The sequence below is a fragment of the Arcobacter siniprincipis (SeqCode) genome (assembly GCF_048571125.1).
Taxonomy (GTDB): domain Bacteria; phylum Campylobacterota; class Campylobacteria; order Campylobacterales; family Arcobacteraceae; genus Arcobacter; species Arcobacter siniprincipis.
Window position 1 is genome coordinate 1,649,802 of record NZ_CP182343.1, and the last position, 14,494, is coordinate 1,664,295.

The 14,494-nt window shown below is 26.1% G+C and carries 15 protein-coding genes; 13 read left to right on the forward strand and 2 right to left on the reverse strand.

The features are described from left to right. Window positions 1-34 precede the first annotated feature (34 nt). The 6 genes from dapE to ACNI3D_RS08315 all read left to right on the forward strand — a co-directional run bounded on the left by dapE (window position 35) and on the right by ACNI3D_RS08315 (window position 5,224). Window positions 35-1,135 carry a succinyl-diaminopimelate desuccinylase gene (dapE, locus tag ACNI3D_RS08290; protein WP_419768952.1) on the forward strand — a complete coding sequence of 367 codons (1,101 nt, stop codon included), beginning with the start codon at window positions 35-37 and terminating at the stop codon, window positions 1,133-1,135. 122 nt (window positions 1,136-1,257) lie between these two features. Beyond that, complete coding sequence (locus ACNI3D_RS08295) at window positions 1,258-2,151, forward strand: FRG domain-containing protein (protein WP_375723667.1); 894 nt, start codon at window positions 1,258-1,260, stop codon at window positions 2,149-2,151. 165 nt (window positions 2,152-2,316) lie between these two features. Then, window positions 2,317-2,673 carry an MmcQ/YjbR family DNA-binding protein gene (locus tag ACNI3D_RS08300; protein ID WP_419768953.1) on the forward strand — a complete coding sequence of 119 codons (357 nt, stop codon included), beginning with the start codon at window positions 2,317-2,319 and terminating at the stop codon, window positions 2,671-2,673. Between the two features lie 128 nt (window positions 2,674-2,801). Next, window positions 2,802-4,307 (forward strand): ATP-binding cassette domain-containing protein, encoded by a 1,506-nt coding sequence (locus tag ACNI3D_RS08305; RefSeq protein ID WP_419768954.1) that lies wholly within the window; start codon window positions 2,802-2,804, stop codon window positions 4,305-4,307. Continuing rightward, entirely contained in the window at window positions 4,288-4,755 is a 468-nt protein-coding gene (locus ACNI3D_RS08310) for a GNAT family N-acetyltransferase (RefSeq protein ID WP_419768955.1), read from the forward strand. The genes ACNI3D_RS08305 and ACNI3D_RS08310 overlap by 20 nt, the downstream gene beginning before the upstream one ends. Then, window positions 4,745-5,224, forward strand: a complete 480-nt coding sequence (locus tag ACNI3D_RS08315; protein WP_419768956.1) for a P-loop nucleotide/nucleoside kinase family protein — start codon at window positions 4,745-4,747, stop codon at window positions 5,222-5,224. The genes ACNI3D_RS08310 and ACNI3D_RS08315 overlap by 11 nt, the downstream gene beginning before the upstream one ends. Before the next feature lie 27 nt (window positions 5,225-5,251). On the opposite strand, the gene ACNI3D_RS08320 is transcribed toward ACNI3D_RS08315, so the two are convergent. Further along, on the reverse strand, window positions 5,252-5,764 hold the full coding sequence (locus ACNI3D_RS08320) for a DUF8051 family protein (RefSeq protein ID WP_419768957.1): 513 nt from the start codon (window positions 5,762-5,764) through the stop codon (window positions 5,252-5,254). 138 nt (window positions 5,765-5,902) lie between these two features. Between ACNI3D_RS08320 and ACNI3D_RS08325 the strand changes: the two genes are divergently transcribed. Both ACNI3D_RS08325 and ACNI3D_RS08330 read left to right on the forward strand, forming a co-directional pair. Then, complete coding sequence (locus ACNI3D_RS08325; RefSeq protein ID WP_419768958.1) at window positions 5,903-6,907, forward strand: GNAT family N-acetyltransferase; 1,005 nt, start codon at window positions 5,903-5,905, stop codon at window positions 6,905-6,907. A 29-nt stretch (window positions 6,908-6,936) separates the two neighbouring features. Then, on the forward strand, window positions 6,937-7,653 hold the full coding sequence (locus ACNI3D_RS08330) for an SIMPL domain-containing protein (RefSeq protein ID WP_129099137.1): 717 nt from the start codon (window positions 6,937-6,939) through the stop codon (window positions 7,651-7,653). Between the two features lie 20 nt (window positions 7,654-7,673). Here ACNI3D_RS08330 and ACNI3D_RS08335 read toward each other — a convergent pair whose 3' ends face one another. Then, window positions 7,674-9,029, reverse strand: a complete 1,356-nt coding sequence (locus tag ACNI3D_RS08335) for an SLC13 family permease (RefSeq protein WP_419768959.1) — start codon at window positions 9,027-9,029, stop codon at window positions 7,674-7,676. A 187-nt stretch (window positions 9,030-9,216) separates the two neighbouring features. On the opposite strand from ACNI3D_RS08335, the gene ACNI3D_RS08340 reads away from it, so the two are divergent. The 5 genes from ACNI3D_RS08340 to ACNI3D_RS08360 all read left to right on the forward strand — a co-directional run bounded on the left by ACNI3D_RS08340 (window position 9,217) and on the right by ACNI3D_RS08360 (window position 14,493). After that, complete coding sequence (locus ACNI3D_RS08340; RefSeq protein ID WP_419768960.1) at window positions 9,217-9,846, forward strand: hypothetical protein; 630 nt, start codon at window positions 9,217-9,219, stop codon at window positions 9,844-9,846. A gap of 30 nt (window positions 9,847-9,876) precedes the next feature. Then, a complete protein-coding gene (locus ACNI3D_RS08345) occupies window positions 9,877-10,554 on the forward strand; it encodes a response regulator transcription factor (RefSeq protein WP_419768961.1) in 678 nt (225 codons plus the stop codon). Continuing rightward, window positions 10,547-12,175 (forward strand): ABC transporter substrate-binding protein, encoded by a 1,629-nt coding sequence (locus ACNI3D_RS08350; RefSeq protein WP_419768962.1) that lies wholly within the window; start codon window positions 10,547-10,549, stop codon window positions 12,173-12,175. Before ACNI3D_RS08345 ends, ACNI3D_RS08350 begins: the two co-directional genes overlap by 8 nt. Continuing rightward, window positions 12,168-13,820: a sensor histidine kinase gene (locus ACNI3D_RS08355; RefSeq protein ID WP_419768963.1), complete on the forward strand. Its 1,653-nt coding sequence runs from the start codon at window positions 12,168-12,170 to the stop codon at window positions 13,818-13,820. Before ACNI3D_RS08350 ends, ACNI3D_RS08355 begins: the two co-directional genes overlap by 8 nt. A gap of 85 nt (window positions 13,821-13,905) precedes the next feature. Then, window positions 13,906-14,493 (forward strand): cytochrome C, encoded by a 588-nt coding sequence (locus ACNI3D_RS08360; protein ID WP_419768964.1) that lies wholly within the window; start codon window positions 13,906-13,908, stop codon window positions 14,491-14,493. The last annotated feature ends 1 nt before the right edge of the window (window position 14,494 follow it).

Sequence of the window (14,494 nt, forward strand, 5' to 3'; positions counted from 1 at the left end):
AAATTTGTTACAATATCCACTTTAAAGGAAACAGATGACTATTATAGAATTATTTCAAAAATTATTAAGATTTAAATCACTTACCCCCGATGATGATGGAGCTTTTGATTTTATAGAAGAGTATTTAGGTGAGGAATGGACATGTATAAAACTTGACTTAGAAGGTACGAAAAATAGGTTTTATTATAAAAAGTTCAATGAAAAAGCTCAACACTTATGTTTTGCAGGACATATTGATGTAGTACCTGTAGGGCAGGGTTGGGAAATAGACCCTTTTGCAGCAGAAGTTGTAGATGGAGTTATAAGTGCAAGAGGTGCTCAAGATATGAAAAGTGGAGATGCAGCTTTTTTATATGCTTGTGAACATGCCCAAAATTTTGATGGAACACTTTCTATTCTTATGACAAGTGACGAAGAGGGTGAAGGAACTTACGGTACTATCAAAATGCTTGAACACCTAAAAGAAATAAACTTTATACCAAACTATGCAGTTGTAGCAGAACCAACTTGTGAAGAGATTTTTGGTGATGCTATCAAAGTAGGAAGACGTGGAAGTATAAATGGATATATCACTATAAAAGGTAAACAAGGACATGCTGCATATCCAGAAAAATGTATAAATCCAGTTCATAATTTTGCTTCAATTTTACCAAAACTAGCAGGGCATAACTTAGATGATGGCGATGAATATTTCGCCCCATCAAAGATGGTAATAACTGATATAAGAGGTGGTATGGAAGTTACAAATGTAACACCAAATGAACTAAAACTTATGTTCAATGTAAGAAATTCAACAAATACTACAAGAGAGTCTGTAGAAGAGTTTATACATGAAAATCTAAAAGGTTTAGACTACGAGTTTAGAACTACACAAGGTTCATTCCCCTTTGTGACAAACAAAGAATCAAAAGTAGTCAAAGCTATGGAAAACTCTATAAAAGAGGTTTTAGGAGTAACTACAAAACACTCAACCCATGGAGGAACAAGTGACGCTAGATATTTTGGAGCCTTTGGTATAGAAGCCATAGAATTTGGAGTTATAAATGATACTATTCATAGTATTGGTGAGAGAACAACAGTTAAAGAAGTAGAAGGTTTAACTGCTGTTTATGTGGATTTGATTAAGAATTTTTAAGGAAAAAATTTATTCAAATTATTTTAGTTAGGTATGATAAATACGAAATATTATCTAGTATAGAAAGTAAATGTTAGTTTGTGAAAAATAAAAAATAAAATAGAAATAATTGAAAGTAAATAATGAAAGAAAAGTCGTTTAAAGAAATACATTGTAAAACTGCAAATGAATTATGGGAGTTATTAAGTCCAACTAATAAATTATTTGATGATCCTTGTAAACTAATTTATCGAGGGCAGTCTAATTCAAAGTGGGGATTAGTACCTTCTGTTTTAAGAAAGAATAAGAATAATCAACTTATGAAATTATTTAAAGAAGAATCTCCTGCAGATTTTCAAATTTTTAATGAATTATCTATTTTAAATAAATTTGTAGAGTACTGTGATAATTTAGGTATAAAAATTCCAAATGATTCAATAAATTTTAGACAGAATAATCTCAATACAAATAATATAGATAAGTATTTGCGTAATCCATCTTTATGGCCTAACGAAGAAATATTTGAATTAATGGCAATGGCTCAACATCATTCTGTTCCTACAAGATTATTAGATTGGACTGAATCTCCATATGTTGCTATGTATTTTGCAGTATCTTCAGCATTTTATAGATATATAGAACTTTTAGAAAAAGAAGGACTTAAAGGTGATGAAAAGATAGCAATTTGGGTATTAAATTTAGAACTTAAAAATTTATACGATTTTAAAACTTTGTATGTTCCTAGAAGTTCCTCACTTAATATGTCTTCTCAAAAAGGTTTATTTACTGTTCATCCTCATAATGGCAATAGAGGTGAAAGTTTTGTTGTAAAAGGATTAGAAAATATATTTTCGATTTTATCAAATACTCCTTTACTAAAAATAACTTTACCAATAGATGAAGTTATCAATTTATATGATTTATGCGAAAAAGTAGGAATGACTTCCACTACATTATTTCCAAATACTCAGGGAGTAGAAAAAGGCATTAAAGACACTTTAAATAAATGGTATTTAACAGATAATCTACTTAGATAATATAATCTAATTCAAAAGAATAAAAACAAAAGCTTTAGAAGTAAAATATGTAGATAAAATAGTTGTTGGAAAAACTCTCCTCAATCTAAAAAAGCGATTCAAAATGCCATTGATTATACTAAATCCGTTCAATAAATTTAAAAATTAAAAAAGAGTTAACAAATAATGAACCTAGAACAAATAGAAGATATATTTATGGCTAAACAATGTGCAACAAAAGATTTTCCTTTTGGTGATGATACTATGGTCTTTAAAGTTATGGATAAGATGTTTGGTCTTATTAGTTTGAAAAAAACTCCACTAAATATAAATTTGAAATGTGATCCAAATGATGCCATAGCCTATAGAGATATTTATGAGTGTGTAAATCCAGGTTATCATATGAATAAAAAGCATTGGAATACTATAACCTTAGATGGGACTATAAAAGAAGAGATAGTAAAAGATATGGTCAATGAATCATATGATTTAATAGTATCTAAACTAACAAAAAAACAAAGAGAAGAGTTACTTTTTAAATAATTATAAAATGAAAAACGATATACTATCGTATAAATACAAAAGGAAAAAACAATGAACAGTTTACTCTAATTCAAGGGTAAAATTTAACTTATCCTTGATACTAAATATAGATATATCAAGGAATTTATATGCAATATCTACAAATAAATAATCTTACTTTTAAATACACAAGCAGTGAAATTTTTTTAAATCTTAATTTGAGTTTTGAAAAGGGTTGGAGCTGTTTAGTTGGCTCAAATGGTTCAGGTAAAACCACACTTTTTAAACTCATTGCCAAAATACTAAAACCACAAGAGGGTAGTATTGTTGGCAATGAGTTGGTCTATTATTGTGAACAAGAACTTCATGAAAAACCAAATGGTTTTGAAGAGTTTATTTATACATACAATACAAAAACATTTAAGCTAAAAGAGTTGCTTCACATAGAAGATGAGTGGTTTTATAGGTGGGAAACTCTCAGTTTTGGGGAGCGAAAACGCATACAAATAGCGATTGCTCTTTTTTTAGAACCTGATGTTTTATTGCTTGATGAACCAAGTAATCATCTGGATATAAAAACAAAAGAGATATTGATAAAGAGTTTGAAAAACTTTAAAGGGATTGGTATCTTAATAAGTCATGACAGAGAACTTTTGAACTCTTTGTGTAATAATACAGTTATTATAAAAAATAAAAAAATCTATAACTATAAAACCACTTTCCAAAAGGCAATAGAAGAGTTAGATTTATATTTTAACTTTTTGCAAAAAGAGAATGAAAATATAAACAATAAAGTGAAAAAATTGCAAAACAATATTCAAGTACAAAAAGAGAAAGTATCCCAATCAAAAAGCAGATTATCCAAAAAAAACATAAATACAAAAGACAAAAGTCTAAAAGAGAAAATAAACTTAGCAAAACTTACAGGAAAAGATAAATCTGATTCAAAACTTGTGACAAGTTTTTCTAAAAAAGCCCAAGAGTTGTCCTCTAAAAAAAATGAAATAGAAAAAAGTTTTGACAAAGGTATTTCAATAATAGATGAAAAGAGTAAAAAAGAGAAGTTTTCTTTTATTTTGCAAAAAGCTCAATTATCTTTAGGTGAAAAAAAGATTTTAAAATATGAAAATCTATCTTTGAATAAAGGTGATAAAATAGCCATAATAGGTGACAATGGTGTAGGGAAAAGCAGTTTTTTAAAGCTACTTATTTCAAAAATAACACCCCTTAAAAGCTATTTATATCTTCCCCAAGAAATAGATTTAAAACAAAAAGAAAATCTTTTTGAAGCAATAAAGAGTTTGAACAATGAAAAAAAAGGTGAACTTTTTACTCTTATTCAAAGGTTATCTTCAAATCCTAAAAATCTTTTAAACAATCAAAATACAAGTCCCGGAGAGCTTAGAAAACTTTTTATTGCAAAGGCTTTATTGGATAATATACAACTTATAATATTAGATGAACCAACCAATCATATGGATATAGATTCAATACAATCTTTAGAACAAGCCTTAAAAGAGTATCAAAACACTTTAATCGTTGTAAGTCATGATAAAACTTTTATAAAAAATATTAATGCGAGAATTTACACTATCTTAAAAGGTGTAGATGATTTTTATGAGTTAAAGGAATTAAATGCAACTAATAAAATATGATAAAAAATATCAAAAAATAATACCTAAACTATTTGTAAATACTATTCATAAAACATGCAATAAAGATTATACAAAAGAGCAATTAAATGCTTGGGCAAATCCAAATATTGATTATAAGTCTTGGGAAGAAAGATTAAATAAAACAAAACCCTATTTGGCAATACTTGATAAAAAACTTGTAGGATTTGCAGAGTTTTATGAGGATTATATTGATTGTTTTTATGTACACTATAAATATCAAGGTTGTGGTATAGGAAAGATGCTTTTAAATCATATTTTTAAAATAGCAAAAGAGAAAGAACAAACTTTATTAAAAGTAGATGCAAGTATCACTGCGAAGCCATTTTTTGAGAAGTTTGGTTTTATAGAAGTAAAGAAAAATATAGTCAAAAGAGCCAATGAAGAGTTAATAAATTTTAGTATGCAAAGGATAGAAAATGAAAAATAGATTACATTTTATGTGTGGAAAAATGGCAGCAGGGAAATCTACACTATCAACAAAAATAGCAAATGAAAATAATGCAATTTTTTTAAGTGAAGATGAGCTTTTAAAAAAGTTATATCCCAATGAAATAAAAACCATTGAAGATTATATAAAGTATTCAAAAAGATTAAAAGATACAATGTTTGAATTTGTTATTCAACTTTTAAAAAAAGGCAATGAAGTTGTTTTAGATTTCCCTGCAAATACTGTTTCTCAAAGGGAGTGGTTTAAAGATATATTTGAAACAGCAAATGTTGAACATATTTTGTATTATATAAAAAGAAGTGATGAAGTGTGTAAAGAGCAACTGAAAAAAAGAAATGAAAATCTACCAAAAGATATACCTTTTATAGATGAATCAACTTTTGATGCTATCACAAAATATTTTCAAGAACCAAAAAAAAATGAAGGTTTTAATATAAAGTATGAATAATAAATAAAATAGGATAGTATTTTTAAATTATTGTCCCATTGCCGATTTTGTTGCAAAAATCACTATTCCTATAGCAAATAATAAAACTATTAAAAGTAAAGTTATTTTATAAAAAGAGAATTTTATAGATATGTTTTCATTATTTTTAGCTTCAATATTATTGAATTTTATACATAAAGATATTATTATAAATGCAATTATTGTACTTGTAGTTTCTATAAAAAATAGGGTTGATGACATCTTTACAGGACTTATAGGAAAGATTTTAAACAAATCAATCACATATACAAAAATATAAAGTAGTGCAAAAATAGCACTTAAAGTAATAGAATATTTTTTCTTTTTTACTATCAAAAAAGCTACAACAAAGCTCAGAAGTCCCAATGTTGTAAGAAAGATATTAAACAAAGTTAAAACAGTTTCACTGTAGTGAGAAAAATCTCTTGTCTCTATTGGACCACCAGGAACTAAAATTGTCAGTAAAACAGATAAAGCAACAAGTAAAAATGCAATAATAAAATGGATATTTTTTGAAAGCATAATGAACCTTTAAGTAAAATAGTAAAAACAATTTTATTTAAATGGATGTTTTATGAAGGTTAAAAGGCTTGATAAATATTAAAATATATTATGATAAAGTAAAATAAAAAAATTTCTTCATTTAAAGTGGATGTATTTATGAGTTTAAAAGATTATTTAGAAGAATCAACAATTATTGATTTTAAAAACCAAGAGATACAAGATTTGGCTAAAAACCTATCAAAGAGCTGTACAAAAGATGAACAAATAGTTAAGAACTGTTTTCTTTATGTAAGAGATAAAATATCTCATAGTGGTGATATAAAAGCAGATATAACTACTTGGAAAGCAAGTGAGGTATTAAAATATAAAACAGGCTGGTGTTATGCAAAATCTCACCTTCTTGCAGCACTTTTAAGAGCAAATAATATTCCTACAGGATTTTGTTATCAACGTCTTAGTTGTGGTGAGTATGAAGAAAATATTTATTGTTTACATGGATTAAATATTGTGTATTTGAAAAAATATGGTTGGTATCGTGTTGATGTGAGAGGAAATAAAAAAGGTGTTGATGCTCAATTTAACCCACCTATTGAAAAATTAGCTTTTGAATTAAAAGATAACGAATATGATTTAGCACAAAATTATGTTAAACCCCTTGATCTGGTAATAGATAGTTTAGAATCTTATGAAGGATACGATAAGATGTCAAAAAATCTTCCTTTGACTAATGAGTTTATAAGAAGAGCAAAACTAAAAGATGCAAAAGAGTTAAGCATATTAGTTACAAGTTTATTATCATATCTTTTTGAACAAACTCCAACTTGGTTTGAAGAGGAGATTAGTGAAAATGGCTTTATAGAAAGAATAAAAGATAAAAATTATAAACATTATATTTATACAATAAGTGAGAAAATAGTAGGATATATAGCTATAAAAGAAGAAAACAAACTATTTCATCTTTTTGTTGATGAAGTATTTCATAAAAAAGGTATTGCAAAGAAACTTTTTGAGTGTGTAAAAACAAATATGGATGTATCGAATATGAAGTTAAATGCCTCTTTATATGCAGTGCCTTTTTATGAAACTATTGGATTTGAAAAAAGTGGAGAACAAGAACATTTTAAAGGTTTAGATTACCAACCAATGGTATATAAAATATAAAGAGACTTATATAAAATAAGGAAAATACAATGCAACAAAATAGTAAAACAAGTTTTTTGATTTTGGGAATATTTATATTCTTAGGTTTAAGTACTTTAGGGTATTTTTTTAAAAGTGCAATTGTAGAGTATAAACAATTTGATAGAACTGTTAATGTTAAAGGTCTTTCTGAAAAAGAATATAAGGCTGATATTGTAATATGGCCTATTACTTATACCGAAGTAAGTAACAATCTTGAAGAAATATATAATTCGATTGATAAAAACAATGAAAAAATAGATAATTTCTTGCTTTCAAATGGTATAGAAAAAAGTGAGATAACTTTTTCTGCTCCTGAAATCACAGATAAAGTAGCACAACAATATGGAAATGAAAAGATAAACTATAGATACAATGCTAGACAAACAATAACTGTGTATTCAAAAAATATTGATGCAGTTCGAGCTGTAAAAACTTCACTATCAAAACTTGGAAAACAAGGTATAGTATTCTCAGGTGATAATTATGGAAGCCGTACTGAATATATTTTTACAAAACTAAATGAAGTAAAACCTAAAATGATAGAAGAGGCTACAAAAAAAGCAAGAGAAGTAGCTCAAAAATTTGCCTTTGATTCGAAAAGCAAATTAGGAAAAATAAAAAAAGCTTCACAAGGTCAATTTTCAATCTCTCAAAGGGATAAGAATAACCCACAAATAAAAAAAATCAGAGTTGTATCAACTGTTGAGTATTATTTGACAGATTGATACAAAATAAAGAAAGCTTTTTATAAAAATGAGTTTAAAAACTCTATCCAGAAATACTGTAATGGATATAAAAACAGTGTGGTTAATAAAGCCAAAGTAATTAATACTTTTAAAATATGTCTTTGTTTTATTTTAGAAAGTGCAAGACCTACTATTAAAGGTGGTGCTTGGTGGGCAAAAAATATATTTGAATAAGCTGCTACTTGCATCATAAGTATTTGATCAAAACTAAAACCAGTTACATTAGAAATTTGTTCTGCCATGGGTGTAAATATGGCAGGAATACTTGGTTGTGTAGCGATTATTCCTGTTAGTGACATAACTAAAGTCACTTTCATATAGTTTAATATTGGATATTGTGATGGTACATATAAGTTAATCAAACTAGATAATACCTCTTTTATATAATCATTATGTGCCACAACAGTTCCAAGACCTATGATTGTTGCTACATATAATAAAGAAGAAAAATTTATACTATTTATATCTTTTGATTTTATTATTCCAATTGAAGGTATTGCTAAAAAAAGTATTCCACATATTGCAATAATACTAGGAGAAATTTTATGTATAAAATCAGTTGCCCAAAAAGTAATCATAAGTAAAATAGTAAAAATCACTATTAATTCATTTTTTGAGAATTTCAGCTTTGTTTTATTTTTATTTATAATTTTTGGAGTATCGTTAAAAAAGTTATAAATTAACACGACTATTATAATATCTTTTAAAATAGTAAAAACTAAAAAGTTAGTAATCAAATAATGAGAATACAAAATATCATAATTGTAAAGTTGTGAAGATAAACCTGTTAATATCATGTTTGGAATATTCGCAGGAAGAATTGCAAACCCAGACATTGATGTTGTAATGATAAAAGTTAATAAAATACCAATATAACCTTTATCATTCTCTTTAAATCCAAAACTATTAGCAACTGCTATTGCTATAGGAACCATCATCACAACTCTTCCTACACTTGAAGGCATAACAAAACTAGTAAGAGCTGAGAAGATAGTAATTGAGATTATGATATTTAAATAAGTTACATTTTTTAAATTCGAAAAGATTTTTGAGAATCTATGTGTTAAGTTTACATTTTTTATGGCTGTTCCAATTAACATACCTGCAAAAACTAACCAAAATGCAGATGAAGCAAATCCTGAAAAAATAAGCTCTTTTGAACTTAATGAAAAAGCAGCGCATGCAAATAGAAAAAGTAATGAACTATAAAAACCTGGGACTAAATTTGTTGCCCAAAAGAGTATAGTTGTTAAAACTATACTTATAAGAAGTAAATTATTTTGATCTATTTCAAAATTTGAAAGAATTGAGTATAAAAAAACAGGAATAGTAATTAATAAAATAGTTTTTGACATTTTTCTGCTTATAAAAAGTTTTTTTATAAGAATATTATTATTTTAATTAAAGAAACATTATCTGCTTAAAAAAATAAGAATAATTCTTATATTATTTATTTCTTTATTAATTATTTTTTGTTTTAACTTTTTTTGTTACAATACAAAGTTAAATTTTATATATTTAAATATAATTGAGGTTCTTGTAATGAACATAGAAAAATTAAAAGATGTAGAATCAGAGTTTTTTGATGCCTATCCAAAGGGATTTGAGGATGAAAAGTTAATACGTATGATTAAAAAATTCAATCCTGAAAAATTAGAAACTTATGCAAAAGAAGCTTTTAAAAAAGATAATTTTTCAGATCCGCATTTTATTACAGAAGCATATTTTAAAACTATTCAAAAGTCCGTTATGGTATCACTTTTTGATAAGGTAAAACTTCGTGATGTAATTAAAGCTTTGACTTCTTATGAAAAAGATATGCTTAGTATTGAGTTATATGAATTATTGTATGGAAATAAAAAAAATGGTTTTGATGGACTTGTAGAATTTTTAGCTGAATTTGGTATGGCAAAGTGGACTTTAGTAACTCTTGTCCCTTATAGTTTTAATAGGCAAACAGAGTATTTTATTAAACCAACAACAACTAAGAAGATCATAAAATATCTAGAAATTCCTAATTTAATATATAAACCAAGACCATCTTATGAGTTTTATAAAAAATACACTAAAGTTTTAGATAATATCAAATCAAAAGTTTCAGGACCACTATCTTTTGACAATGCTGCCTTTACAGGATTCTTAAAAATGGGCATTGAGATTTGTAGTGAATAAATAATTTTAAAAAGAATAAAAGGGGAAAAAATGTCAAATAAGTTTTTGAAGAGTTTAAAGGTTTTATTTATAGAAGATGAAGATCTTATAAGAAATAAGATTGTCTCGTCCTTAGAATATATTGTTGCTGAAGTTATTTCAGCTTCAAATGGGATAGACGCATTGAAAAAACTTCAAAATTTTACTCCTGATTTAATTATCACTGATTTGGAAATGCCCAAAATGAATGGCGCAGACTTTATTCATGAAGTTAGAAAAAAAGATAAAAATACTTGTATTATAGTGGTCACAGCATATACAAGTGAAAAGTATTTATTACAACTTATTGATATGCATATTGAAAAATATATTCTTAAACCAATTACTTTGGAAAAATTAATCAGTGCTTTGGAAGATTGTCAAAAAAATTTTTCTAATGCTACTAATTTAAAAAGGACTCTTCCTAATGATTATACATATGATTGGAACCAAAAAATTTTATTGCATAAAGATGAAATGATTACTTTAACAAAAAAAGAGATTCTATTTTTAGAACTTCTTTTCAAAAATATTGATAGTGTAACTTCATTTGAAGAGTTACAAGAAGTTGTTTGGCAAGATAGTGTTATGACAGATAATGCTTTGCGTTCTTTGATTAGAAACCTAAGAAAAAAATTGCCAAAAGATTTTATTGTCAATTTATCAGGTATTGGTTATAAAGTTGCGTAAATTTTTTTTAATTTTCTTATATGTTAGCTTTTTATTTTCAAATGAACCAATAACATATAAGCATGATCAAACTAATAAAATTCTTATAAATAAGATAACAAATGACTCCGAACTAAAAGTTTATATGCCAACTCTTCCATATTTCAATTTAATAAGTTTGATTAATGGTACTTTGGTAAAACTAAGTGATTCTAAAAGAGGATGGGATTATTATTTAGCATATAAACATAAAAAGATAGATGCACTTACCTATGACTTTTGGTTAAGAGATGATGTTAAATATCAAGATGGTACAAAATTTGATGCTGATTCTGTAGTTGAAAATTTTAAACATTTTATTGATGGGCCTTTTTTATATAGTAATATTCATAATGCATTAGACTCAGTTGAAAAGTTAAATGATTATAAAATAAGAATACACTTGAAAATACCTTATGGAATGTTATTAAATGATTTATGTGTAATAAATTTTTATACAAAAAAATATTATGAAAAATATAATTGGACACCAAGTTTAACAGCTCAAAACACAAAAGGTCCGGGTCTTTATGGGGCAGGTCCTTATATCATGGCTCAAGGTTATGCCACAGGATTAAAACAGAGTAAAAAGATAGTTTTAACTGCAAATCCATATTATTTTGAAAAAAACAAACCTTATATAAATAAAATCACTATTTATACAGAGATTCCAACAAAAGAAGTTATTAATGATATTTCAAAACATGAGGGAAAACTTGATATTGCTTATATTCCTTATAATAAAAAAACTGAAATAGTAAATTCAAAATATGCGAAGCTTTTGATCTCTCCCTCACATGGTAATTTAACAGTTCATATGAATCTAATAAAGAAAGATTCAAAACTTAAAAATATAAAAGTAAGACAAGCTTTAAATGATGCAATTGATCAAAAAAAATTAATCAAGTTTGCTTTTAGAAATGAAGCGAGTGTATCGCCATTTTTATTATCTTCTAATACTTATTTTGCAAAAGAATTATCAAAAAAATACTTAAACAAAAAACCAAGATTTACTCAAAAACAGTTGCATAATATTTTAAATGGTTTAGAGTTAAAAGTTATTACCCAAGATAGGTTTATGTCTGTTTGGAAAGGAGTTGAATACCAATTGTCAAAATATGGAGTAAAGTTAATCTATACAATAACTAGTGATGAAAAAGTTGTTTTAGAAAAACTTTTGAAAAATAGAAAAAATATTTATGATTGGGATTTATTGATTTGGGGAAATGAGGATTGGAATGGAAGTCCTTGGACAGCATTTTTTACATTATATACAAAAGCTAATTGGTGTTCAATTGATAAAGATGATTATTTAGTAAATGAGTTTGAAAAATTATTTAAACTAGATACAAATTCAAAAGAGTTTCAAAAAGAGGTAAATAAAATCTTATTGTATAGTTATGAGAAAGCCTACACATTAGTCTTGCCTTCACCAAATATAGTAATTGCTTTAAATAAAGAAGTATCTTACCATCCTTCAGAGATGTCAACTTTCCCTTTATGGAATGCAAAAATTACACCTTTTCATTGGTCTATTAGAAAAGAAAAGTTAGATAAAAGTAGATTAAATTACCTTTATCCAATTAGGATTAAAAATGAATAATTTAAAAATACGACAGAAGTTTATTATATTGGGGCTTATTGCTCTTATTTCATTAGTGTTGTTAGCTTTATTATCATTAAAAATAAATAAAGATAGTTTTACTAATTCAAATAATGTTGTAATAAACTTTAAAGATACACAAGAGATTCAAACTTTTTATATAGAAGAACTTTTTTTATTAAGAGAAGTAACTCTATCTTTAGTAATATCTCCAAATGATGATTTTAAAAAGAAGTTTGATGAAAAAATCTCACCTATTTTAATTAGATTAGATAAAAAATTTTCAAATGAAATACCTGATAATAAAAAAGCATGGGAAAATTATAAAAAATTAGTTTTAAAAACTAGAGAATACTCTTTAGAAGGCTTTGATGAAGGTGCTTTTATGAATACTTCATCTGTTGAAAGAGATAGTTTTTACTTTTTGATTAATAAGCTAAAAACAATTCAAAAAAAGAATTTACAAGAGTCTGAAAAAAAATTAAAAGAATTGAAAAATGATATAAAGATAAATAATATATATATTCTTTTAGGGGTTTTAATTATTGGTTTTTTTGGATTTATTATTAATTTAACTGTTGTTTTTAAAATAGTAAAACAAATAGAAAGTGTACAAAGAGGGTTACAGAAATTTTTTAAACATTTAACAAATCCTACTGCTTATAAAGAACAGTTGCATATTGATATAACAAGTAGAGATGAACTTGGATTAATGGCAGAAGCTATTAATACAAAAGTAAAATTGATTAAAGAAAATTTGCAAGATGACTATAGACTGATACAAGAAGCTACTTTTACATTAGATTATTTAAAAGAGGGTAAATTTGGTAAAAGACTAGAAACACAGGCAAAATCCAATGAACTAAATGTATTAAAAAATGTTATGAACGAAATGATAGGAAATTTAGAAAATAAAATATTAGAAGAAATCAATCATAGAACAAATCAAGAAAAACTAATGATTCAACAATCAAAACTAGCTGCAATGGGTGAGATGATAGGAAATATTGCTCATCAATGGAGACAACCATTAGGTGAAATAAATGCAGTATTGATGGAAATAGAGACTATAACTCGATATGGAAAACTTGAAGAAGAACATCTTTTAAAAAGTATAAAAACATGTAATGAGATTACAGAACATATGTCTACTACAATAAGTGATTTTCAAAACTTTTTTAAACCTTCAAAACAAAAAGATAAATTTTCAGTATTAGAAGTGTGTAAAAAAGCTGTATCAATTATCAATGCTTCTTTAAATAACAATAATATAGAATTGATTTTTGATATTCAAGAAGATAATAAAATAGAAGGTTATTCAAACGAATTTTCCCATGCCATATTAAATATAATTTCAAATGCAAAAGATGCGTTAATATCAAGAAAAATTAAAAATCCAATTATAATTTTAAGTATAAAAGTTGGTAAAGAGTTTACAATAATTAAAATAGAAGATAACGCAGGAGGAATTAAATTAGAAGATATAAATTTAGTGTTTGAACCTTATTTTACTACTAAAGGTGAGAAAAGAGGTACCGGAATAGGTTTATATATGACAAAAGTAATTGTTGAAGATAATATGCATGGATTTATTGATGTAAAAAATACAAAAGAAGGAGCACTTTTTAGAATAAAAGTAAAATAAGTTTTCCCACTTTTTCTACACTTTTTTTCAATTAATAGGACTTTTTTTTCATATATACTCTTAATTATAAAATTAAAGGAGCAACATGAAAAAGAGTATAATTCTTGGAATTACTTTTTTAACAGTTTCACTATATGCGAGTGAAACTATGTACAGTAGTAGTGTAAAAAATTTATATGAAACTGCTGATAGTAATTCAAGTAAAGGTAGACTTTTACCTACATCAAAAGTTATAGTGGTAGAAAAGAATTCAGATAAATCTAAAATAGAAATTGAAGGTTTTATGAAAGCTGGAGTATCAAATGCCATTTACTTCGTAAAAGGGAAAAGAATTTTGATTGCTGGACTTAGCAAAAGTGGAAAGTTCGATGTAAAAAAACTTTCAACAAGTAAAGATGAAGATGGTGTAGAGTGGGAAAAAGTAGTTTTAACTGCATATACAAAAAATGAGAACCTAAGTAAAGACTTAAAACCTTTATATGAAAAAGCAGATGATTTATATAAAAACAATTGTGCAATTTGTCATCCTGCACATCCTGTAAATGAGTATACAGCTAATCAATGGCCAAGTATGTTTAAAGCGATGGTAAATAGAACTGCTATTCCAAAACAAGATAGACATTTAGTAACACAATATTTGCAAAAACATGCAAAAGATATGAAAGGTGAATAAA

Excerpts from the sequence above, each read along its gene's own strand:
- dapE (WP_419768952.1), top strand. The coding sequence starts at position 35 with ATGACTATTATAGAATTATTTCAAAAATTATTAAGATTTAAATCACTT.
- ACNI3D_RS08295 (WP_375723667.1), top strand. The coding sequence starts at position 1,258 with ATGAAAGAAAAGTCGTTTAAAGAAATACATTGTAAAACTGCAAATGAA.
- ACNI3D_RS08300 (WP_419768953.1), top strand. The coding sequence starts at position 2,317 with ATGAACCTAGAACAAATAGAAGATATATTTATGGCTAAACAATGTGCA.
- ACNI3D_RS08305 (WP_419768954.1), top strand. The coding sequence starts at position 2,802 with ATGCAATATCTACAAATAAATAATCTTACTTTTAAATACACAAGCAGT.
- ACNI3D_RS08310 (WP_419768955.1), top strand. The coding sequence starts at position 4,288 with ATGCAACTAATAAAATATGATAAAAAATATCAAAAAATAATACCTAAA.
- ACNI3D_RS08315 (WP_419768956.1), top strand. The coding sequence starts at position 4,745 with ATGAAAAATAGATTACATTTTATGTGTGGAAAAATGGCAGCAGGGAAA.
- ACNI3D_RS08320 (WP_419768957.1), bottom strand. The coding sequence starts at position 5,764 with ATGCTTTCAAAAAATATCCATTTTATTATTGCATTTTTACTTGTTGCT.
- ACNI3D_RS08325 (WP_419768958.1), top strand. The coding sequence starts at position 5,903 with ATGAGTTTAAAAGATTATTTAGAAGAATCAACAATTATTGATTTTAAA.
- ACNI3D_RS08330 (WP_129099137.1), top strand. The coding sequence starts at position 6,937 with ATGCAACAAAATAGTAAAACAAGTTTTTTGATTTTGGGAATATTTATA.
- ACNI3D_RS08335 (WP_419768959.1), bottom strand. The coding sequence starts at position 9,029 with ATGTCAAAAACTATTTTATTAATTACTATTCCTGTTTTTTTATACTCA.
- ACNI3D_RS08340 (WP_419768960.1), top strand. The coding sequence starts at position 9,217 with ATGAACATAGAAAAATTAAAAGATGTAGAATCAGAGTTTTTTGATGCC.
- ACNI3D_RS08345 (WP_419768961.1), top strand. The coding sequence starts at position 9,877 with ATGTCAAATAAGTTTTTGAAGAGTTTAAAGGTTTTATTTATAGAAGAT.
- ACNI3D_RS08355 (WP_419768963.1), top strand. The coding sequence starts at position 12,168 with ATGAATAATTTAAAAATACGACAGAAGTTTATTATATTGGGGCTTATT.
- ACNI3D_RS08360 (WP_419768964.1), top strand. The coding sequence starts at position 13,906 with ATGAAAAAGAGTATAATTCTTGGAATTACTTTTTTAACAGTTTCACTA.